The sequence below is a fragment of the Amycolatopsis sp. FBCC-B4732 genome, from assembly GCF_023008405.1.
Classification (GTDB): Bacteria; Actinomycetota; Actinomycetes; order Mycobacteriales; family Pseudonocardiaceae; genus Amycolatopsis; species Amycolatopsis pretoriensis_A.
Genome location: NZ_CP095376.1, coordinates 4,206,813 through 4,225,897, shown reverse-complemented (window position 1 = coordinate 4,225,897; position 19,085 = coordinate 4,206,813). Strand labels below are relative to the sequence as shown.

Sequence of the window (19,085 nt, the reverse complement as noted above, 5' to 3'; positions counted from 1 at the left end):
TCACTCCGATCGTCGGCCCGGCAGCGCCGCCGTGTAGGCCGCTGCCAGGCGCGCCGCGACGGGCGGGCCGTCCGGCGGTTCTCCGCGACGGGTTCCGAGGTGGGTCTCGCGCAGCTCTTCCATGAAGGCTTCCCACAGTGGCGGACCGCCGTCCGTGAGCACCGCGGCGCGCGCGGCGTACTCGTCGGCGACCGGCAGGTGCCGGACGCCCCACGCGCTGAGCTGCACGAGCACCGGGACGAGCTCGATGGCCCGCTCGGTCAGGCTGTAGGTGACCTTCTGCTTGTGCGAAGGGTCGCCGGCCCGGGTGAGCAGCCCGTGTTCGACGAGCACGCCGAGCCGGTCCGCCAGCACGTTCGACGAGATCCGCTCGGCGCCGCCGAGCAGCTCGCGGAAGTGCCGGGCGCCGCCGAAGACGACGTCACGCAGCACGAGCAGCGTCCACCGGTCGCCGAAGATCTCCAGCGACAGGGAGATCGGGCACCCGGACCGCGTGTCGCGCACCGCTCTCACCTCGAAACTGGTTGCATTACGAGAGCAGTATGCGCGGCACGCGGCCGGTGGTCAACCCGCGAGGCGGTGCAGGACGGCGGCGGCCAGCGCCGTGCGCTCCAGCATTCCCTCGACGCTGATGTGCTCGTGCCGCGCGTGGGCGCCGTCGCCGACCGCGCCGAAGCCGTCCAGGACCGGGTGGCCCAGTGCCGCCACGAAGTTGCCGTCGCTCGCGCCGCCCACCGAACACTCCCGCAGCGTCACGCCCAGCTCCGCCGCTTCCTCGCGCGCCAGTTCGTACACCTTCGCGATAGCGGCGGAGCGTTCCATCACCGGGCGGTTCCAGCCGCCCTCGATGGTGAGGGTCGCTCGGGGGTCGTGGGGCTTGAGCGCGGCCAGGCCCGCGTCGATGCGGGCCGCCTCCGACGCGCTCGACACGCGGACGTCGATCTGCCCCGAAGCCGCGCCCGCGATCACGTTGGAGCGCGTGCCGCCGTCGATCACGCCGACGTTGACCGTCGTGCCGGCGTCCGGATCGGACAGTCCGTGCAGGGCCAGGATCGCGCGCGCCAGTTCGTCGATCGCGCTCGCGCCCTTCGCCGGGTCCAGGCCCGCGTGGGCCTCGACGCCCGTCGTGCGCACCCGGAACAGGCCGACGCCCTTGCGCGCGGTCTTCACCGCGCCGCCGGCGCTCGCCTCGAACACCAGCGTGGCGCGGGTGCCCGCGGCGGCTTCCTCGATCACCGGCCGCGACGCCGGGCTGCCGATCTCCTCGTCGCCGTTGAGGACCAGGCGGACGGCCGGGCGCGGCAGCCCGGCGGCGTCGAGCGCGCGCAGCGCCCACACCGCGTGCACCAGGCCCGACTTCATGTCGAAGATCCCCGGCCCGGTCGCGCGGTCGCCGTCCACGGTGAACGGCCACTCCGCCAGGGTGCCCAGCGGCCACACCGTGTCGTAGTGGCAGAGCAGCAGCACCGGTTCTCCGCTGCCGGCGAAGTCGTAGACCTTGACGTCGCCGTAGCGCCCGCCGTCGACGTCCCGGACGTTCTCCGGGGTGCCCAGCCGCTCGCGCAGCCGGCCGTCCACCCAGGACAGTCCGCGGTCCAAAGCGGGCTTGTCGTCACTCGGCGTCTCGATGCCGACGTACGCGGCGAGGTCGGCGAGGAGGTCGCCGCGGTGTGCGCGCAGCCACTCGTGCAGGTCCCGGATCACAGAACTCGCTCCAGTTCGGTCAGGTGGTCTTCGGACATCGCGACGGCGCCGCTCTCGACTTCGCGCAGCCGGGCCAGCACCGCGCGCAGCAGCGGCACGGGAGCCGCCGCGAGCACCGGCGCGTAGTGGTGGTGGACCTCGACCGGCCGGTGCCGCACGGCGATGTCGCGCCAGATGCCGCTGCGGTCCTTCGGCTGGCTCCGCAGCCACGCGACCAGGCGGTCGGTCGCCTCCTCGCGGCCGGTCGCGCCCGGGAGGTAGGCGGCCGGGTCGAACTGGTCGAACGCCTCCAGGGTGCGCTCGCCCGCGGCGGCGAAGACCTCCGCGGTCAGCGCGTGCATGAGCGGCCGGTGCCGGTCGATCAGGTCGGCCATCGGCGCGTCGGCGAGCGCGGTCGTGGTGAGCATCGCGCCGAACCCCAGCTTCGCCCACAGGTAGCCCTCGACGTTCGCGGTCGCCTTCGCCGGACCCCACACCTGCAGGTCCGCGACGACCTCCTCGACCCGCGGCGTGATCCGGCCGTCGGGTTCGCCGACGACCAGGGCGCCGAGGCCGCCGTCCCGCACGACACCGGGTTCGACGACGTCGGCGAACAGGTTCACGAACGCGCCGACCGTCCGTTCCGGACCGACGCGGGACGCGATCAGCCGCTCGTTGAGCCCGTTCTGCAGGGACACGACGAAGCCGTCGTCCGCCAGCCTCGGCGTCAGCCACTCCAGGACCGTTTCGGTGGCCTGGGCCTTGACGGCCAGCAGGACACGGCCGAGGACCGGCGGGGCGTCCGCGGGTGTGAACGCGGGCAGTTCGACGGTTTCGCCGCCCTCCGGGCGGCGCAAGGTGAGGCCGCGGGCTTCGATCGCGGCCACGTGCGCCGCGTCGGCGTCCACGATGGACACCGGGTGGCCGGCGCGCGCGAGGTGGAACGCGAGCGTCCCCCCGATCGCGCCGCCACCGACCACCGTGTACGAGCGCCGGTCAGACATGCGCTTCCTTTCCTCGTTGCACGGGGGTTTCCCCGGTCCAGTGCAGCGGCAGGCCGGCCGCGCCCGCGGTGGACCCGCCGTCGACGCGCAGGACCGCGCCGGTGATCCAGGCCGCTTCCGGGCCAGCGAGCCAGAACACCGCGTCGGCGACCTCCCGCGGTTCGCCGCGACGGCCGAGCGGGTTGACCGACACCGCTTCCGCGTACGCCTCGGTGACGGGGTTGGCGGAGCTGTCCACGGTGACGAAGCCGGGGCTGACGGCGTTCACGCGGATGCCGTGCGGGCCGAGTTCCACCGCGCACGCCTTGGTGAGCATCTCCAGCGCGGCCTTCGACGTCGCGTAGTGGGCGGCGCCGGGCCGCGCCCGGATCGCCGCGCCGGAAGAGATGTTGACGACCGCGCCGGTGGTCCCGGCGGCCACGTGGGACCGTCCGAACGCGACGGTGGTGAGCAAAGCGGCCCGGACGTTGACGTCCTGCACGCGGTCCCAGGTCGCCGCGGTCATCTCCAGCAGGGGAGTGGCCGGGTAGATCCCCGCCGCGTTGACGAGGACGTCGACCGGTCCGGCCTGCCCGGCGAGTCCCCCGGCGAATCCGGCGTCCGCGAGGTCGCCGGGCAGCTCGACGACGTCGGTGCCCAGCCGGGCCGCCACCGCGGACAGTTCGGCCGGGCGCAGGTCGGCCAGGACGAGGCGGTCGCCCGCGGCGGCGAACCGGGCGGCGATGGCCGCGCCGATCCCGCCGCCGGCGCCGGTGACGAGCACGGTCCGCACTACAGCTCCTTTCCCTTGGTCTCGGGCATGGTCAGGTAGACCGCGACGCCGATGAGCGCGGCCGCGGCGACGTAGACCCACACCAGGTGGCCGAGGTGGTTCGCGTTCAGCCACGTCGTCACGTACGGCGCGGTCCCGCCGAAGATCGCCACGGCGAGCGCGTACGGCAGGCCGATGCCGGTGGTGCGCACCTCGGCCGGGAACTGCTCGGCCATGATCACCGCGCAGTTCGCCGAGTAGCCGACGATCAGCACCAGCCCGATCAGCTCGATGACGAAGACGCTCCAGAAGCTGTTGCCCAGGAAGTGGAACGCGGGCCAGGCGAACACCACGAACCCGGCGGCGAACGCGGTCATCGTCGTCTTGCGCCCGATCCGGTCGGACAGCAGGCCGCCGAACGGCAGCAGCGCGATGAAGACGACCATCGCGAGGGTGTTGGCGAGCAGCGCGGTCTTGAGCGGGATGCCGGTGCTCAGGTGGGCGTAGGCCGGCATGTAGGAGACCCACACGTAGTAGATCAGCGTCCCGGCGATGGTCACCCCGGCCACGCGCAGCGCCGCGCCCGGGTGGTCGCGCAGCATCGCGACGACCGGGTTCCGCCGCGGCTGGGCGGAGATCTTGGTGAACGCCTCGGTTTCGTGCACCGACACGCGCAGCCACAGGCCGACGAGGCCGAGCAGGCCGGCGATGCCGAACGCCAGCCGCCAGCCCCAGCCGTGCAGGTCGCCGTCGGACAGCGTCGCGTTGAGGATCGTGCCCATCAGCGCGGCGATCAGCGAGCCGAGGCCGACCGAAACCTGCTGCCACGAACCGGCGAACGCACGGCGGCCGGGTGCGGCGGACTCGATGAGGAACGCCGACGACGACCCGAATTCGCCGCCCGCCGAGAAGCCCTGCACGAGCCGGGCGAGCAGCAGCACGATCGGGGCCAGCACGCCGATCTGCGCGTACGTCGGGCACAACGCGATGACGATCGACGCCGCGGCCATCAGCGAGATGGTGAGCGTCAAGCCCTTCTTGCGGCCCTTCCGGTCGGCGTACGCGCCGAGCACCGCGCCGCCGATCGGCCGCATGACGAAGCCGACGGCGAACACGGCCAACGTGGACAGCAGGGCCGTGGTTTCGTTGCCGCCGGCGAAGAACTGGCCGGCGAAGACCGGCGCGAAGGTCGCGTAGACGGCCCAGTCGACCCACTCGACGGTGTTGCCGACGGCGCCGGCGACGATCGCCTTGCGCTGCTGGGCCGTCAAGCGGTGGCTGACGACGGTGTCCACAGTGGTCATGCCTGCTCCCGGAGGACGTGGTCGGCGATCTGGGCGTGCGTGGCGTACCAGACCCCGTCGTGGCCGCCGATGTGGTCGAGCAGTTCGGCGAGGACGGCGATCCGGGATCGGTGCCCGATGATGTGCGGGTGCATGGTGAGCTGGAAGATCCCGCCCTCGGCGTACGCGGCGTCGAACTCGTCACGCCAGATCGAAAGCACGCCGCGGGGCGGGGTGTAGGGCCGCAGCGAGGCGAACCGGTCCATCATGAAGTACGGCGCGTCGTCGCGGATCCACTCGACCGGCAGCTCGACGATCCCGGTGGGCTCGCCGTGTTCGAGGAGCTCGTAGCAGTCGTCGTCGGCCATCAGCGACGAGTCGTAGGCCAGGCCCAGCTCGCGGGTGATGGCGAGGGTGTGCGCGGAGAAGTCCCACGACGGCGTCCGGATGCCCACCGGCCGGGTGCCGGCGAGGCGCTCGAGCACGTCGGCGGCGCGGAAGGCGAGGTCGCGCTCCTCGGTTTCGGTGAGGGCGGTGTTGCGTTCGTGGATCCAGCCGTGCAGCGCCACTTCGTGCCCGGCGTCCACATAGGACTTCACTTCGCCGTCGTGGAGCAGCGCGGACACGGCGGGCACGAAGAAGGACGCGGGTGCGTCGTGCCGCTGCAGGAGCTTCAGGATGCGGGGGACGCCGACGCGGGCGCCGTACTCGCCTTGCGCCAGCTTGCCGGGCAGGACGTCGCCGTCCCGCAGCGAGGGCGTCTCGTGGTCGGAGTCGAAGGACAGCGCCACGGCCACCTTCGCGCCGCCGGGCCACGCCGCCGGGCGCAGCGGGCGCCCCGCGCGGACGTGCTCGACGTGGCCGCGCCAGGTCGCTTCGTCCCACTGCCACGGTTGTTCGGTCATGCGTCCTCCAGCTTGGCGGCGGGCGTCGGGGCCCACGCGCGCTTGAGCGTCGAAACCTGCAGGGTCACGTCGGCTTCCCGGAGCCCGGGCAGCGCGCCGACGACGTCGGTGGTGTGCCGGTACAGCTCGCCGTAGTGCCGCAGCACGATCTGGCCGACGAGGTTGAACCGGCCGGTGGTGGCGGAGAGGTACTTCGTGCCGGGGTGGGCGGCGAGCTGCTGGCCGGCGCGGTCGAGCTCGCCGGGGACCACCGAAAGCCAGAGCATGAATTCGAGGGCGTAGCCGAACATCGACGGCTCGGCGAGCGTCCGGAACCGCAGGCACCCGCGCCGCACCAGCGAGTCGACGCGTCTGGCCACAGTGGACTCGCTGGTCCCGACGTGCCTGGACACCTCCTTGAACGGCACCCGCGCGTCTTCGCCGAGCGCCGCGCAGATCGCGAGGTCCAGCTCGTCGAGCTGCTCGGGCGGGCGCTCCCAGTGCTGCTCTTCGAACGGCCGGACCTCGCCGCCGCGCAGGTCGGCGACGGCCTCGCGGCTCAGCTCGCCGGAGTCCCAGTCGTGGTTGGAGGTGAACGTCCGCATGACGGCGAAGGTCTCGGCGTCGCGGACGTCCCCGTCGCCGGGGAAGCCGTTCTCCTGCAGCCGCGCGATCTCGCGGTAGGAGGGCAGGACGAACTCGGCGGAGCAGTCGGCACTGCCGGCGAGCACGGTCGCGTACCGCACCTCGGGCCGCGCGGCGAGCGCCTCGGCCACGCCGGCGGCCGTACCCGGCCGGCACCGCAGCCGCGCGATCACGGGCACGCCGAGACCGCATCGCAGCACGTCCACGACCCCGATCACCCGGAGGCGGCCGCTGTCGGTGAGCTGCGCGGCCCGGCGGAGGACGGTGGACTCGCTGGCCCCGACGTGCCGGGCGACGGCGCCCCAGGACGCCCGGCCGTTGAGCTGCAGGGCCGCGACGATCCGGCGGTCCAGTTCAGGTGCCTTGCCTTCGTTCTGCACGAGAGGCATCGTGAATGCAGGAAAACGTCAAGTCAAGGGGTGGCGATGCAAGAATGCGTCAGAGAGTGGGCGTGACCGCGGCGAGAGCGTCCGCCGCCGCGAGGTCGAAGTCGCCGTGGTCGCTGCCGAGGCCCTGGGCCACCAGCGCGGCGGCCGCGCTGCCCAGCACGGCCGCGTCCCGCAGCGAGCGGCCGAGGCCCAGGCCGCGGAGGAAGCCCGCCGAGAAGGCGTCGCCGCAGCCGGTCGTGTCCACCACCGGGACCGCGAACGCCGGCACTTCGAGCGTCTCCCGCGCCGTCACCACCAGGGCGCCGAGCGCGCCCCGCGTCACCGCGACGCAGCCGACGCCGGCGTCGAGCAGCGCGTGGGCGCCGCCTTCGGGGGTGGCCGCGTTCGTCAAGCCCAGTAGCTGCTCCTCGTTCGGCAGCAGGTAGTCCAAAGCGGACAACGCGGGCGCGAGCCAGGCCAGCACGCCGGGGTCGCCGGGAGCGAGCAGGTCGGCCGAGGTCACCACGCCGGCCGCGCGGGCCGGGCCGAGGATCTGTGCCGCTTTTTCGCCGCCCATCAGCTCCGGGCCGCCCAGGTGCAGGTGCGTCGCGCGGGCGATCTCCGACGCCGGGGCGTCCGAGGGCTCGTAGGTCAGGTTCGCGCCGGGGACGTGGAAGGCGGGGCGGCTGCCGTCGGCGCGGATGGGCAGCACCGACGCCGACGTCTGCACGCTCTCGCGGCGCAGCACCAGGGACGTGTCGACGCCGTGGCGCGTGAGCATCGCCAGCAGCAGGTCACCGACCGGGTCGGTGCCGATCGCGCCCGCCGTGCGGACCGTCGCGCCCAGCTTGGCCAGCGTGACCGCGGTGCCCGCGGCCGTGCCCGCCGGGCCGAACCGGATCTGCTCCACCAGGGTCGCGCCCTGCCCGTCGGGGATGGCTTCGACCGGGCGGACCTGCACGTCGAATACGTGCGCCCCGAGCGTCACGACCGTCTGCGTCACTGCCCGTACCCCCGGCGCACGGCCGCGGCCACGACGGCTTCCTGCTGCGCGGGATCGAGGACCCGCGGGGCGCCGAGCGTCGCGGCCCGCACGTACAGGCCGCACGCCCACTCGAGCAGCAGCGCGTTGTCGACCGCGGCTTCGAGGGAGGGACCGTGGGCGACCGCGCCGTGGTTGGCCAGCAGCGCCGCGGACTTGCCGTCGAGCGCGGTGAGGGTTTCCGCGGCCAGCTCCGCCGACCCGAAGACGGCGAACGGGGCGACCCGGATCGCGCCGCCGAGGGCCAGCTGCTGGTAGTGGACGCACGGCAGCTCGTCGAGCACCAGGGACACCGCGGTGGCCTGCGGGGAGTGGGTGTGCACCACCGCGCCCGCGCCGTAGCGCCGGTAGATCCCCAGGTGCAGCTCCAGTTCCGAGGTCGGGGTCCGCTCGCCGGCGACCACCTCGCCGTCGAGGTCGACGACGGTGACGTCGTAGGCCGTGGCCCGGCCCAGCACGACGCCGGTCGCGGTCACCGCCACGTGCTCGCCCACCCGGACGCTCACGTTGCCCGCGCTGCCGATGAGCAGGCCTTCGCCCGCGAGCCCGTGACAGGCCCTCGCCACCGACCGCCGTGCTTCGTCGAGCATCGAACTCGCCATTGCCATGCGCCGAGGCTAGGATAAATACGAAACAAAGTCACGTTCAGGTTTGGGGAGCGGATGAGCGAAGGCCGGCCGCGCCGGGTGCCGCGCCAGGCGCGCTCGCGGGAAAAGCTGGCCAGGGTGCTGGCGGCCGCGGACCGCCTGCTCGCCCGCGAAGGCGTCGAAGCGCTGACGACGACCCGCGTCGCCGCCGAGGCCGGCGTCTCGGTCGGGGCGCTCTACCAGTACCTGCCGGATCGAGAGGCGATCACCGAGGCGCTGGCCGTGGGCTACCTCGCCCGGCTGGAAGACCTCATGGACGCCGTCGCCGAGCGAGCGGCGGCGGAGGCGTGGGACGACCCGGTCGGCCTCCTCGTCGACGCGTTCGCCGGGCTCTACCGCGCCGAGCCCGGGTTCCGCGCCCTGTGGTTCGGGCGCGGCCTCACCGACGGAGCCCGGGAAGCCGACCGCGCGCACAAGCGCGTGATGGCCACCGGCGTGCACCGCATCCTGGTCGCCCAGCGCCTGCTGCGTGACGACTACGCGGCCGCGGTGGCGTGCCGCACGGCGTTCCTCGCCGCGGACGCCGTGCTCCAGGAGGCGTTCCGCGGCGACGGCGCGCCCGAACTGCTGGACCCGGTCAAGACGATGCTGCGGGCCTACCTCGGTCAGCTGCCCCGGCCGTAGCGACGAGGAACTCCTCGCCACGGGCGAGCCGCAGCCCGTCGGCGCGCCCGGCGAAGTAGCGCTCGTCCAGCTCGTCGCCCGAGACGTGCACCGCCTCGCCGAACCCGGCTTCCCTGGCGAGCGCCAGGATTTCGGCGGGGGAGAAGGAGCTGACGAACGGCGTCCCGGCCGCTTCCGCCTTGCCCGCGGTGGCGCGGTGCCGGGCGCGCTCGCCGTCGTCGAGGAGCTCGGGCGGCAGCATGAACGTCATGGCCAGCGTGGAACCCGGGGCGAACCCGGCGATCCGGCGCAGCGTGGCCGCGTTCGCCGCCTTGGTCAGGTACATGCTGACGCCGGTGGACGCGACGACCGCGGGTTCGTCCGCCGCGAAACCCGCGTCCGTGAGCCGGTCCCACCACGACGTGGTCTCGAAGTCGACCGGCACCAGCCGCAGCCACTCGGGGACGCCGAGGCCGAGTTCGTCGAGGCGCGCGCGTTTCCAGGCCTGCGGGCCGGGCTGGTCGACCTCGAACACGCGCAGCCGCGCCGCGACTTCCGGGCGGCGCTGGGCGAAGGTGTCCAGCCCGGCCCCGAGGAGGACGTACTGCCCGACCCCGCGGCTCGCCTGGTCGACGACGAGATCTTCGACGAACCGCGCCCGCGCGACCATCCCGGCCCGGTACCGCCCGGCGGTGGCCGGGTCCATGTCGTCCCGGTCCCGCCAGCCCTCGCCCGGATCGGCCAGCCGCAGCCCGAGTTCGTCGTCGAACACGTGCGGCGGCGGATCGACGGCGACGTGCAGCGCCCGCCACAAGGCGGTCCGCGCCGCGGTGCTGTCCGGCGCGGTCATCGTCAGCCCGCCGCCGGCGCGGAGAGCGTCCAGGTCCGCCCGTCCGGATCGCGGACGGTCATCTCGCGGGTCCCGTAGTGGGTGTCTTCGAACGGGGTGATCACTTCGACGATGTCGTCGGCCCGGAAGGCGTCGGCGTCCGGGACCTTGAAGACGACCTGCTGCCGCGGTTCCTGGCTCCCGGGTACCTCGGCGATGAACAAATGGGGTCCGTCGCCGTTGCGGAGCAGCCCCGAGTTGTGGTCGGTCGCGAAGTCGATTTCGTAGCCCAGTGCTTGGAAGAACTTGGCGGCCTTGCCCCAGTTGTGCGTCTCCAGGTACACGGCGTCGATGCCCTCGGTCGTCATGTTCAGTGCTCCTCTTCGGTTCCTAGATAGGCGCGCAGCGCTTCGGCGACGAGCGCCGACAGCGATTGTTCGGTTTCGACGGCTCGGTGCTTGAGCTGCCGGATCAGGCCGATCGGCAGGTACACGTTGAACTGTTTGACGTCGTCATCGCCCACGTGGTCGATCCTAGCATGCTAGCAAGCTAGAGATAATACCCGCGGGCTGTGGGTCGATCAATCTGCTGACCGAGGGGGGATCATGAAGAAAGCCGCTGCACTCACCTGTGCCGGCGCCGGGCGTCTCGTGCATCGCGCCCTGGTGCTGGGCCGGTCTCCGCGGCGGCGTTCGGCCGTGTTCGACCGGATTGCCGTGACCGGAACCGGTGGTCGTTGATGCGCTATGTGCGGGTGACTCGGACCGGGGGTGCCGATGTCGTGAATTTCCTGGATCCGGAGCCCTATCTGCGTGAGCTACCGGGACTTGCCCTCCCGGTCGGTGCGCGTGCCTTCGCCGCGGACTCCGATCACTACGACTTCACCGGTTCGAGGTGCGTCAAGGATCTCCGGGTGGGGCAGCTGGCCGTTCGCGAGGCGGGGTTCGCGAAGTTGGCGGCCGAGCTGACGTTCCTGCCGAACCGGTTCAAGCACTTCTCCGGTCTGGTGGTCCGCTACGACGGCGTCACGAACATCGATCTCGATGCGAACCGGTCGGGCCCGGGCACGCGCGTGTGGCCGGCCTCTCCGAGTCTCGGTGATCTTCAGCTGGACGAGATACTTCCGACCGCCGGTGGCTGTTCGCACGAGATCGCGTTCACCGGCGGGACCCTCTTGGTCGAGTGCGCGGATCTCGAAGCGGAATGGCTCAGCGAGTAGGTGCTGCCGAAGGTCAGCCGTTCGCCGCTTGACGGGCGATCGTCCCGCCGTTCAGAATGCTGGACCAGCACCGTTTGTTAACGCTAACATTCCTGACGACGAGGTCGGAGCGATGCGATGAAGCTGCGCGTTCTGCTGTCCGTGCTCCTGGCGTTCGCCGGAGTCGTCCCCGGCGCAGGGGTCGCCGCCGCCGCTGAGGCGCCGGTGCCCGCTCCGGCGATGGGCTGGGCCTCCTGGAACACCTTCGCCGCCAAGATCGACTACGCCACCATCAAAGCGCAGGCCGACGCGCTCGTCTCCACCGGGCTCAAGGACGCCGGCTACACCTACGTCAACATCGACGAAGGCTGGTGGCAGGGCACCCGCGACGGCTCCGGCAACATCACCGTCGACACCGCCGAATGGCCCGGCGGGATGAAAGCCATCGCGGATTACCTGCACGGCAAGGGGTTGAAGGCGGGCATCTACACCGACGCCGGGCGGGACGGTTGCGGGTACTACTACCCGACCGGGCGGCCCGCGGCGCCCGGGTCCGGCAGTGAAGGCCACTACCTGCAGGACATGCTGCAGTTCCAGCGCTGGGGCTTCGACTTCGTCAAGGTCGACTGGTGCGGCGGCGACGCCGAAGGCCTCGACCCGGCGAGCACCTACCGGGCGATCAGCGACGCCAACACAGCCGCCACCGCGCAGACCGGGCGCACGCTCACCCTCTCGATCTGCGACTGGGGCAAGAAGAACCCGTGGAACTGGGGCGCCGGCACCGCCCCGATGTGGCGGACCAGCACGGACATCATCTACTACGGCCAGACCGCGACCCTCCCGCAGGCGCTCACCAACTTCGACCAGGCGCAGCACCCCGTTTCGCAGCACACCGGGTACGTCAACGACCCCGACATGCTGACCGTCGGGATGCCGGGGCTGTCCGCCGCGCAGGGGCGGACCGAGTTCGGGATGTGGGCGGTCTCCGGGGCGCCGCTGCTCGCGGGCAACAACCTCGCGACGATGAGCACGGAGACGGCGAACGTCCTCAAGAACCGCGAAGTCATCGCCGTCGACCAGGATCCGCGCGGCCTGCAGGGCGTGAAGGTCGCCGAGGACGCCGCCGGGCTCCAGGTGTACGGCAAGGTCCTGGCCGGCTCCGGGAAACGCGCGGTGCTGCTGCTCAACCGGACGTCGTCGGCGGCGACCATGACCGCGCGGTGGGCCGACCTCGGCCTCACCGCCGCCACCGCGAAGGTCCGGAACCTCTGGAGCGCTTCCGACCAAGGCAGTTACGCCAACGGATACAGCGTGAGCGTCCCGGCCGACGACTCCGTGCTGCTGACCGTCCAGGGCACCGACGCCGCGGCCACGCACGGCACCACGATCACCGCGGCCGCGACGGGATCGGCCGTCGCGACCTTCACCTACAACGCGACCACCACCCGGACCGCGACCCTCGCGGTGAACGGCCAGCAGCCGACCGTCGTCGCCTTCCCGGCGACCGGGGGAGCGGCCAGGACCGTCTCCGCCGTCGTCTCCCTGGGCAAGGGCACCAACAACCTCACGTTCTCGGGCACGCCACCGCAGCTCACCGACGTCGCCGTCCTGCCGCTGCCCGGGACGAACGGCGTCCAGGTGGCCGGCACGCAGTCGGGCCGGTGCCTCGACATCGACGACAACAGCATCACCAACGGCGTCCAGGCGCAGCTGTGGGACTGCGCCGGGGGACCGAACCAGACGTGGGTGCCGGCCCGCGGCCAGCTCGTCGTCAACGGCACGAAGTGCCTGGACGCCTACGACAACGGCACCGCCAACGGAACCGCGGTGGTCAGCTGGGACTGCAACGGCCGGCGCAACCAGCAGTGGACCCTGAACGCGAACGGGACCATCACGAACGCGGTGTCCGGGCTCTGCCTGGACGCCAGTGGCGCGGCCACCGGGAACGGCACGAAGATCATCCTGTGGGCCTGCGGCGGCGGCGCCAACCAGCAGTGGACCCGGCGGTGACCCAGGCGGCCGGACCGCCGGGCGCACCGTCGGGGGCTGGTCCGGTCAGTTCCGCCGGGAAAAATCGGCCGGAAATGCGGGCGCGCGGTGCCCGCGGTGGCCGGTCATCTCGCGGTTCGCGACGAGCGCGTTGAGCACCGCTTCCTCCACCGCCTGCACGACCGCCTCGAAGAACGGGTCGATCCGGCCCCACGGCACGAACCGCAGTTGCTCGTACTCGGCTTCCGCGGTGCGGGGGAACGCGCTCGTCAGCGCGCCGGGGTTCGCCGTGCTGAAGGCGAGGAACAGGTCGCCCGAGAAGTGTGAACCGGTCGTGCCGGTGCGGGCCAGGCCGAGCGGGACGCGCCGGGCGAGCGCCGTGCACTGCCCCGGCAGCAACGGCGCGTCCGTGCCGACCACGACGATGACCGAACCCGCGCCGGGCGGGGCCGGTGCCCAGTGCGCCATCGGGTCGTCCGCCGCCAGCCGGGGTCCCACGTGGTCGCCCGCGACCGTGAGCTCGCGGCGGCTGCCGAAGTTCGCCTGCACCAGCACGCCCACGGTGTACTCGTCGGAACCGTAGGGCACCAGCCGGGACGCCGTGCCGGTGCCGCCCTTGAAGCCGTAGCAGGTCATCCCGGTGCCGCCGCCGACCGAACCTTCGTCGAGCGCTCCGCCCCGGGCGGCGTCGAGGGCCGCGCCCGCGTATCCACTGTGGATCGTCGGGGCGTTGATGTCGTTGAGGTAGCCGTCCCACGTCTCGGCGACCACCGGCAGCAGCCATTCCGCGGCGACGTCGGGGCGCTCGCGCACCACCCAGTCGATCACGCCGCGGTGGCACGGCCCGACGGCGTGGGTGTTGGTGATCAGCACCGGCAGGGCCAGCGACCCGGTCTCGGCGAGCCACGCGGTGCCGGTCATCTCGCCGTTGCCGTTCAGGGAGAACGTCCCGGCCGCGCACGGCACGGCGAAGTCCGCCCGGCCGCGGGGGAGGACCGCGGTGACGCCGGTGCGCACCGAATCGCCTTCGAGCACCGTCGTGTAGCCGACTTCGACGCCGGCGACGTCGGTGAGCGCGTTGTGCGTGCCGGGCCGGCCGGGCAAGGTGATGCCCAGGTCGCGGGCACGGGTCATGACAGGTCCTCCAAGCTGCAGGCGGTGCGGGCGAAGGAGAGCAGCATCGCTTCGGCGGTGGCCCGGTCCACTGTGGGCACCGCCTGGGTGAGGTGCAGGCCGTAGCCGTCCTCGAGCGCGACGAGGTTGCGCGCGATCGCGACCGGCTCGGCGGTCAGGGTGAATTCGCCGGTCGCCGCCCCGGCTTCGAGGATGCCGGTGTAGATCCGCACCTGCCGCTCGAACAGGGCGACGTGCCGGGCGGCGTAGGCGGGGTCGCGGCGGGCGATCGTGCCGAGTTCGTAGAGCAGCACGCACAGTTCGTCGGACGGGCCGGTGGGCAGGCCGCTGCGGATCGTGGCCAGCAGGCGTTCGCGCGGTGTCCCGCCCCGGGCGGCGTCCTCGCGCTGGGTGCAGAAGCGCTCGACGGCTTCCTGCTGCACCTCGCGCAGGAGGTCGGTCAGGGTGGGGAAGTAGTAGAGGACCGAGCCCGAGGACAGGCCGGCGCCGTCGGCGATGTCCCGCAACCGCAGGTTGAGGATGCCGCGTTCGACGACGGCGCGGCGCGCCACCGCGATCAGCTCGGCCCGCCGTTCGGGGGCCCTGCTCGGTCGTGCCATGGGGCCATTCTTCGAAGGAACTTCGGAAAAAACAAGACCTTGACTTGTCTGTCACGAGCGCCTTTGATGCGTGGTCACCTGGTTGTTCGAAGGAGCTTCAAAGAACTGGAGGCCCGCTCGTGACCACCCCCGCCCTGCGCCGTGGCCTGCGCACCCTCGGCACCCTGCTCATCACGCTCTCGGCGATCAGCCCCGCGTCGTCGGTGTTCATCATCGCGCCGGGGGTGCTCGCCGGCGCCGGGACCGGCGCGTTCTTCAGCTTCGCGGCCGCTGCGGTGGTCGGCGTGTTCATGGCCTTCGTCTACGCCGAGCTCGCCTCGGCGTTCCCGGTCGCGGGCGGCGAGTACGCGATCGTGGCCCGCACGCTGGGGCGGCTGCCCGGGTTCGCCGTGCTGGGGCTGATGATCATCACGCAGGTGCTGATCGTCGCGGTGATCGCGCTCGGCGTCGGGACGTACCTGGGGGTGCTGTTCCCGGGCCTGCCCGGCCCGGCGGCCGCGGCGGTGACGTGCGTGCTGGCCGCCGTCGTCGGGGTGTTCGACATCAAGCTGAACGCCTGGGTGACGGGCGTCTTCCTGGCGATCGAGATCCTGGCGCTGGTGGTGGTCAGCGCGCTCGGGCTGCTCCACCCGGCCCGCCCGCTCACCGACCTGGTCGCCCACCCGGTGGCGGCCGGCGGCGGCCCCGCGACGATCGGCGCCATCGCGATCGCGATGTCGGTGGCGATGTTCGCCTACAACGGCTACGGCTCGGCGGTGTACTTCGGCGAGGAGACCCAGGACGCCCCTCGCGGCATCGCCCGCGCGATCCTCCTGGCGCTGGCGATCACGGTGGTCGCCGAGCTGGTCCCGGTGACGGCGGTCCTGCTGGGCGCGCCCGACCTGGGCGCGCTGTTCGGCTCGGAGAACATGCTGTCGACGTTCATCACCGCCCGCGGCGGCAGCACGCTCGACACGGTGCTCAGCCTGGCGGTGGCGCTGGCGATCATGAACGCGGTCCTGGCGATCGTCCTGATCAGCTCCCGCCTGGTCTTCAGCAGCGGCCGCGACCGAGCCTGGCCGGGCGCGGTCAACCGAGCCCTGGCGGCGGTCCACCCCCGCTTCGGCACCCCGTGGGTGGCGACGGTCGGCACCGGGATCGTCGCCGCGGCGCTGTGTTTCGTGGACCCGCAGCTGCTGCTGGTGGTGACGAGCACGTCGATCGTGGCGGTGTACGCGGCCCTTTGCCTGGGTGCGATCGTCGGCCGCCGCACCGGGGTGACGGCCCACGCGCAGTACCGGATGCCGTGGTTCCCGGTGGCCCCGGTGCTGGCGTTGGCGGTGCTGGCGTTCGTGGTGTACCAGAACGTCGTGGACCCGGCGGTCGGCCGCCCGAGCCTGATCGTGACGGCGGGGATCGTCCTGCTGGCGGTGGGGTATTACGTCCTGGTGCTGCGGCGCCGAGGCGGGTGGCAGCTGGCCGAACCGGTTGAACACACTTCCGATTCCCGGACAAATAGTTGACAACTCGTGCGTGCGGGAACCTTGTAACAGGACCAGTGCGTTGCACGACCTAGCGGAGGCGATATCCGGACGAAACGAATACGATGCACCGAGGTTTGCGCATGGCCGAAGGTTCTCCGTCGAGAATGCTCGACCCCGATCTGTTCGACCGGGGCGACATCTTCTGCTTCGACGCGCAGCCCTACCTCGGCGAACTGTTCGAAACCGTGCGGGCGCGGAAGAAGCCGCTGACCGTCGTCGTCGGCGCCGGGGTGTCGATGAACTCCAGCCTGCCGTCCTGGCGGGACCTCATCGACAAGATGACCAACGAGATCAAGAACGCGAGCACGAAGAAGATCGCGCTGCGCGATGATTCCGATTTGATGCGGAAGGCCGAAATCGTCCTGCAGATCCTGAAGGACGGCGGGCAGGACGTCGAGGACCACACGATCATCCGGCGAGCGCTCTATTCCGACTCGCACGCCACGCCGGGAGTGCTGGCGGATTCGATCGCCCGGCTGGTCTGCGCGAACCGGAAGTACGCCGGCAAGAGGGCGCGGCTGCTGACGACGAACTTCGACGAGATCCTCGAAGCGGCGCTGAGGGCGTACTTCGAGGAAGAAGACGTGGAATCGTTCTCGCTCAAGCCGGGCGGCAGTTCCGCGTGGAAGGCCTGGGATCGGCGCCTCGGCCGGATCGGCGTGATGCACCTGCACGGCCTGGTCCGCCAGGACGGCGATCCGGAGGAGCCGATCGTCCTGACCGAGTCCCAATTCCTGAAGCACGGTGCGCAGGTGCGGGACGTCATCTCGAACGCGCTCGAGGGTGCCTGCACGATCTTCATCGGGCTGGGCATGTCGGACCCGAACCTCATCGGCCCGCTCTACGCGACCGCGGAGGCGCGGCCGCCGCGCTTCTCCCTGGTGGTGCCGCCCGGCGTCAACGGAGTCACCACGACCGAGGCCGCTCGCTACGCCATCAGTTCGGCGCGCTACCTCGAGGACAAGCTGGGGCTCCGGCCGATCTTCCTGAAGTCCTACTCACAGCTGAACCAGGTCATCTCGGATCTCGCGCTCGCCGTCGTGGAACCGCGGCGGTACCGGCCCACCGTGAAGAGCGACGCCTCGCTCGTCTACCGCCGGCGGCTCACGCGGGCGCTGGACGACTGCTACACGGGCGTGGGCTGCGGGAAAGGCGCGGAAATCCCCACCGGCCAGGCCGCCGAAGAACTCACGACCCGATTGCACCTGGCGCTGGAAATCGACGACGGCCCGCTGCAGGTCCTGCGGGAACTCGCCCGGCAGTACGGTCATCCGCTCGGCGGTGGCGCGGGCGAGAACTTCGGCCTGTTCCTGTGGCTGCGCAGCCGGGAACTCGAAGACGAGCGGCACCGCTACATCCTCAACCTCGTCGGGACGTCGGTGTACGCGCACCGTGAAGATTGGTCGTTGCGCCACCACGTGAAGATCAGCCGGGAAACGGAGTTCGCGGCCGCGCAAGCGGTCTTCACCGGCAACGTGCAGGCGACGAACCTGACGCCGACCCCGATCGCCCAGATCTGGCGGGGGATCTTCGCCACCCCCATCCTGCTGGCCGGGATCGGGAGTGACCAGATGATCGGGGAGGACCCGGCCGACGTCCTCACGGTGGGTGCCATCACGCTCAACTCGACGTTCGTGATCAGGACCAACGGCGAGCGCGTGGCGGACGAGGATCTGTCCTTGATCAGCAAGCTGGATTCGGCGGCCAAGAACCTGCTGCTCGACAGCCTGGACAAGGCCGCGCAGTACGCGATCCACCCGAACTGAGGGCGGGCGTCAGTCCTTCTTGGCGCGCTTCGCCTTGATGACCGGCACGCGGCCGGGCACGGAAACGTAGACCGAGTTGCCGACTTTCCGCTTGGGGGATTGGCCGATGATCGGCTCGCCGCGTCCGCTGGGGGTTTCCCGTTCGCGCGCCGCCGCGTCTGTGCTCATGGCGTCAACCCTTCGCGTCGGACGACCTCTGTGCGGAGGGTGCCACAGCGGCCTTGAGGAGTGGTTGAAGAACACTCCCCGCTACCCACATTACGCCGATCGGGGGTTGATGTCGCTGCCCACGGTTTCCAGGCATTCATGCGATCACCCTCCGCATCCAGTCGGCTGATCAGATCACTTCGGGGTACCAACGCCGGACCTGCCTCAATATGGCAGATCGCAGTGAATATGTTACGGGCGGTGGTATCAGTGGGCAATCTGGTTGCTACCGAAGTCGCCGGCCCCGGCCGAACTGTTACCGCGGGAAGCCGAATCGGCGCGGCCCTGTTTTTCAGCGGCCGCCCTCAGTTCCCGGGTTCGATGGGGGACGGGTCGGCGAAGCCGGTGGCCAACGCTCGCAGAGCCGCGTCCAGGTACACCGTCAGGTCCGCGTCCGCGCGGGCCGACCAGCGCTCGTACGCCGCGCGGCACGTGGCCAGCACCGCGCGGCCGACCGCCAGCGGGTACAGCGCGTCCGCCGGCTGGCCCGTGCGCGCGCCGACGTACGCGCTCACCGCGCGCTCCCACGCGTCGTAGTGGCGGGTCGCGCTCGCCGCCAGTTCCGGGACCGAACTGAGCAGGTGCATGCGCATGCGGAGTTCCGTGACGTCCTCGGCGCGGTAGTGGTTGGCCGCGATGACCGCCTCGCGGACCGCGTCCAGGACCGGCAGGGTGCCGTCGGCCGCGGCGAGGTGCTCGGTGATCGCGGCGACCTCCGCGTCGAACTCGTTCCACAGGACGTCGGACTTGGCGTCGTAGTAGCGGAAGAACGTGCGGCGGCTGACGCCCGCGGTCGCGGCGATCTCGTCGACCGTCGTCTCGTGGAAGCCGCGTTCGGTGAACAGGCGCAGCGCGATGACCTCCAGCTCGCGGGCGCTCGTGCCGGGTGGCCTGCCGCGGCGGGCCGCGGGCGTGCGTTGGGTCATCCGG

At 71.6% G+C, this 19,085-nt stretch carries 21 protein-coding genes; 5 read left to right on the top strand and 16 right to left on the bottom strand.

Going from position 1 to position 19,085, the window contains the following annotated elements; all coding sequences use genetic code 11:
- The 9 genes from MUY14_RS18470 to MUY14_RS18430 are packed head-to-tail and all read right to left on the bottom strand — an operon-like array spanning window position 1 to window position 8,262.
- Window positions 1–504 (bottom strand): helix-turn-helix domain-containing protein, encoded by a 504-nt coding sequence (locus MUY14_RS18470; RefSeq protein WP_247024246.1) that lies wholly within the window; start codon window positions 502–504, stop codon window positions 1–3.
- A 60-nt stretch (window positions 505–564) separates the two neighbouring features.
- Entirely contained in the window at window positions 565–1,704 is a 1,140-nt protein-coding gene (locus MUY14_RS18465) for a M20 family metallopeptidase (protein ID WP_247024245.1), read from the bottom strand.
- Window positions 1,701–2,687: a ketopantoate reductase family protein gene (locus MUY14_RS18460; protein WP_247024244.1), complete on the bottom strand. Its 987-nt coding sequence runs from the start codon at window positions 2,685–2,687 to the stop codon at window positions 1,701–1,703. The genes MUY14_RS18465 and MUY14_RS18460 overlap by 4 nt, the downstream gene beginning before the upstream one ends.
- Window positions 2,680–3,459 (bottom strand): SDR family NAD(P)-dependent oxidoreductase, encoded by a 780-nt coding sequence (locus tag MUY14_RS18455; protein WP_247024243.1) that lies wholly within the window; start codon window positions 3,457–3,459, stop codon window positions 2,680–2,682. The genes MUY14_RS18460 and MUY14_RS18455 overlap by 8 nt, the downstream gene beginning before the upstream one ends.
- Window positions 3,459–4,742, bottom strand: coding sequence for an MFS transporter (locus MUY14_RS18450; protein WP_247024242.1), 1,284 nt, complete (start codon window positions 4,740–4,742; stop codon window positions 3,459–3,461). The genes MUY14_RS18455 and MUY14_RS18450 overlap by 1 nt, the downstream gene beginning before the upstream one ends.
- A complete protein-coding gene (locus MUY14_RS18445; protein ID WP_247024241.1) occupies window positions 4,739–5,626 on the bottom strand; it encodes a polysaccharide deacetylase in 888 nt (295 codons plus the stop codon). Before MUY14_RS18445 ends, MUY14_RS18450 begins: the two co-directional genes overlap by 4 nt.
- Window positions 5,623–6,639 carry an Lrp/AsnC family transcriptional regulator gene (locus MUY14_RS18440; RefSeq protein WP_247024240.1) on the bottom strand — a complete coding sequence of 339 codons (1,017 nt, stop codon included), beginning with the start codon at window positions 6,637–6,639 and terminating at the stop codon, window positions 5,623–5,625. The genes MUY14_RS18445 and MUY14_RS18440 overlap by 4 nt, the downstream gene beginning before the upstream one ends.
- Window positions 6,640–6,688: 49 nt before the next feature.
- Window positions 6,689–7,621, bottom strand: coding sequence for a carbohydrate kinase family protein (locus MUY14_RS18435; RefSeq protein ID WP_247024239.1), 933 nt, complete (start codon window positions 7,619–7,621; stop codon window positions 6,689–6,691).
- Entirely contained in the window at window positions 7,618–8,262 is a 645-nt protein-coding gene (locus MUY14_RS18430; RefSeq protein WP_247025166.1) for a class II aldolase/adducin family protein, read from the bottom strand. Before MUY14_RS18430 ends, MUY14_RS18435 begins: the two co-directional genes overlap by 4 nt.
- Before the next feature lie 60 nt (window positions 8,263–8,322).
- On the opposite strand from MUY14_RS18430, the gene MUY14_RS18425 reads away from it, so the two are divergent.
- Entirely contained in the window at window positions 8,323–8,931 is a 609-nt protein-coding gene (locus tag MUY14_RS18425) for a TetR/AcrR family transcriptional regulator (RefSeq protein ID WP_247024238.1), read from the top strand.
- On the opposite strand, the gene MUY14_RS18420 is transcribed toward MUY14_RS18425, so the two are convergent.
- The 3 genes from MUY14_RS18420 to MUY14_RS18410 are packed head-to-tail and all read right to left on the bottom strand — an operon-like array spanning window position 8,885 to window position 10,262.
- Window positions 8,885–9,760, bottom strand: a complete 876-nt coding sequence (locus tag MUY14_RS18420; RefSeq protein WP_247024237.1) for a class I SAM-dependent methyltransferase — start codon at window positions 9,758–9,760, stop codon at window positions 8,885–8,887. The genes MUY14_RS18425 and MUY14_RS18420 overlap by 47 nt on opposite strands.
- A 2-nt stretch (window positions 9,761–9,762) precedes the next feature.
- The gene (locus MUY14_RS18415; protein ID WP_247024236.1) at window positions 9,763–10,107 is read right to left on the bottom strand and encodes a glyoxalase/bleomycin resistance/extradiol dioxygenase family protein; all 345 of its coding nucleotides are present in this window, start codon (window positions 10,105–10,107) and stop codon (window positions 9,763–9,765) included.
- 2 nt (window positions 10,108–10,109) lie between these two features.
- Window positions 10,110–10,262: a CopG family transcriptional regulator gene (locus tag MUY14_RS18410; protein ID WP_247024235.1), complete on the bottom strand. Its 153-nt coding sequence runs from the start codon at window positions 10,260–10,262 to the stop codon at window positions 10,110–10,112.
- A gap of 216 nt (window positions 10,263–10,478) precedes the next feature.
- Here MUY14_RS18410 and MUY14_RS18405 point away from each other — a divergent pair, with 216 nt between their 5' ends.
- Window positions 10,479–10,958 carry a hypothetical protein gene (locus MUY14_RS18405; protein ID WP_247024234.1) on the top strand — a complete coding sequence of 160 codons (480 nt, stop codon included), beginning with the start codon at window positions 10,479–10,481 and terminating at the stop codon, window positions 10,956–10,958.
- 117 nt (window positions 10,959–11,075) lie between these two features.
- Window positions 11,076–12,947 (top strand): RICIN domain-containing protein, encoded by a 1,872-nt coding sequence (locus MUY14_RS18400; RefSeq protein ID WP_247024233.1) that lies wholly within the window; start codon window positions 11,076–11,078, stop codon window positions 12,945–12,947.
- 45 nt (window positions 12,948–12,992) lie between these two features.
- Here MUY14_RS18400 and MUY14_RS18395 read toward each other — a convergent pair whose 3' ends face one another.
- Both MUY14_RS18395 and MUY14_RS18390 read right to left on the bottom strand, forming a co-directional pair.
- Window positions 12,993–14,060, bottom strand: coding sequence for a P1 family peptidase (locus MUY14_RS18395; protein ID WP_247024232.1), 1,068 nt, complete (start codon window positions 14,058–14,060; stop codon window positions 12,993–12,995).
- Entirely contained in the window at window positions 14,057–14,659 is a 603-nt protein-coding gene (locus MUY14_RS18390) for a TetR/AcrR family transcriptional regulator (protein ID WP_247024231.1), read from the bottom strand. The genes MUY14_RS18395 and MUY14_RS18390 overlap by 4 nt, the downstream gene beginning before the upstream one ends.
- A gap of 119 nt (window positions 14,660–14,778) precedes the next feature.
- Here MUY14_RS18390 and MUY14_RS18385 point away from each other — a divergent pair, with 119 nt between their 5' ends.
- Window positions 14,779–16,161: an APC family permease gene (locus MUY14_RS18385; protein WP_247024230.1), complete on the top strand. Its 1,383-nt coding sequence runs from the start codon at window positions 14,779–14,781 to the stop codon at window positions 16,159–16,161.
- A 101-nt stretch (window positions 16,162–16,262) separates the two neighbouring features.
- The gene (locus tag MUY14_RS18380) at window positions 16,263–17,948 is read left to right on the top strand and encodes an SIR2 family protein (protein WP_247024229.1); all 1,686 of its coding nucleotides are present in this window, start codon (window positions 16,263–16,265) and stop codon (window positions 17,946–17,948) included.
- Between the two features lie 9 nt (window positions 17,949–17,957).
- On the opposite strand, the gene MUY14_RS18375 is transcribed toward MUY14_RS18380, so the two are convergent.
- Window positions 17,958–18,116: a hypothetical protein gene (locus MUY14_RS18375; protein ID WP_247024228.1), complete on the bottom strand. Its 159-nt coding sequence runs from the start codon at window positions 18,114–18,116 to the stop codon at window positions 17,958–17,960.
- 344 nt (window positions 18,117–18,460) lie between these two features.
- Window positions 18,461–19,081 (bottom strand): mycofactocin system transcriptional regulator, encoded by a 621-nt coding sequence (gene mftR, locus MUY14_RS18370; RefSeq protein WP_247024227.1) that lies wholly within the window; start codon window positions 19,079–19,081, stop codon window positions 18,461–18,463.
- Window positions 19,082–19,085: the final 4 nt, after the last annotated feature.

Bases quoted from the DNA above. Each gene is read 5' to 3' on its own strand.
- MUY14_RS18460 (WP_247024244.1), bottom strand. From the start codon at position 2,687: ATGTCTGACCGGCGCTCGTACACGGTGGTCGGTGGCGGCGCGATCGGG.
- MUY14_RS18450 (WP_247024242.1), bottom strand. From the start codon at position 4,742: ATGACCACTGTGGACACCGTCGTCAGCCACCGCTTGACGGCCCAGCAG.
- MUY14_RS18445 (WP_247024241.1), bottom strand. From the start codon at position 5,626: ATGACCGAACAACCGTGGCAGTGGGACGAAGCGACCTGGCGCGGCCAC.
- MUY14_RS18440 (WP_247024240.1), bottom strand. From the start codon at position 6,639: ATGCCTCTCGTGCAGAACGAAGGCAAGGCACCTGAACTGGACCGCCGG.
- MUY14_RS18430 (WP_247025166.1), bottom strand. From the start codon at position 8,262: ATGGCGAGTTCGATGCTCGACGAAGCACGGCGGTCGGTGGCGAGGGCC.
- MUY14_RS18425 (WP_247024238.1), top strand. From the start codon at position 8,323: ATGAGCGAAGGCCGGCCGCGCCGGGTGCCGCGCCAGGCGCGCTCGCGG.
- MUY14_RS18420 (WP_247024237.1), bottom strand. From the start codon at position 9,760: ATGACCGCGCCGGACAGCACCGCGGCGCGGACCGCCTTGTGGCGGGCG.
- MUY14_RS18415 (WP_247024236.1), bottom strand. From the start codon at position 10,107: ATGACGACCGAGGGCATCGACGCCGTGTACCTGGAGACGCACAACTGG.
- MUY14_RS18405 (WP_247024234.1), top strand. From the start codon at position 10,479: ATGCGCTATGTGCGGGTGACTCGGACCGGGGGTGCCGATGTCGTGAAT.
- MUY14_RS18400 (WP_247024233.1), top strand. From the start codon at position 11,076: ATGAAGCTGCGCGTTCTGCTGTCCGTGCTCCTGGCGTTCGCCGGAGTC.
- MUY14_RS18395 (WP_247024232.1), bottom strand. From the start codon at position 14,060: ATGACCCGTGCCCGCGACCTGGGCATCACCTTGCCCGGCCGGCCCGGC.
- MUY14_RS18390 (WP_247024231.1), bottom strand. From the start codon at position 14,659: ATGGCACGACCGAGCAGGGCCCCCGAACGGCGGGCCGAGCTGATCGCG.
- MUY14_RS18380 (WP_247024229.1), top strand. From the start codon at position 16,263: ATGGCCGAAGGTTCTCCGTCGAGAATGCTCGACCCCGATCTGTTCGAC.
- MUY14_RS18375 (WP_247024228.1), bottom strand. From the start codon at position 18,116: ATGAGCACAGACGCGGCGGCGCGCGAACGGGAAACCCCCAGCGGACGC.
- mftR (WP_247024227.1), bottom strand. From the start codon at position 19,081: ATGACCCAACGCACGCCCGCGGCCCGCCGCGGCAGGCCACCCGGCACG.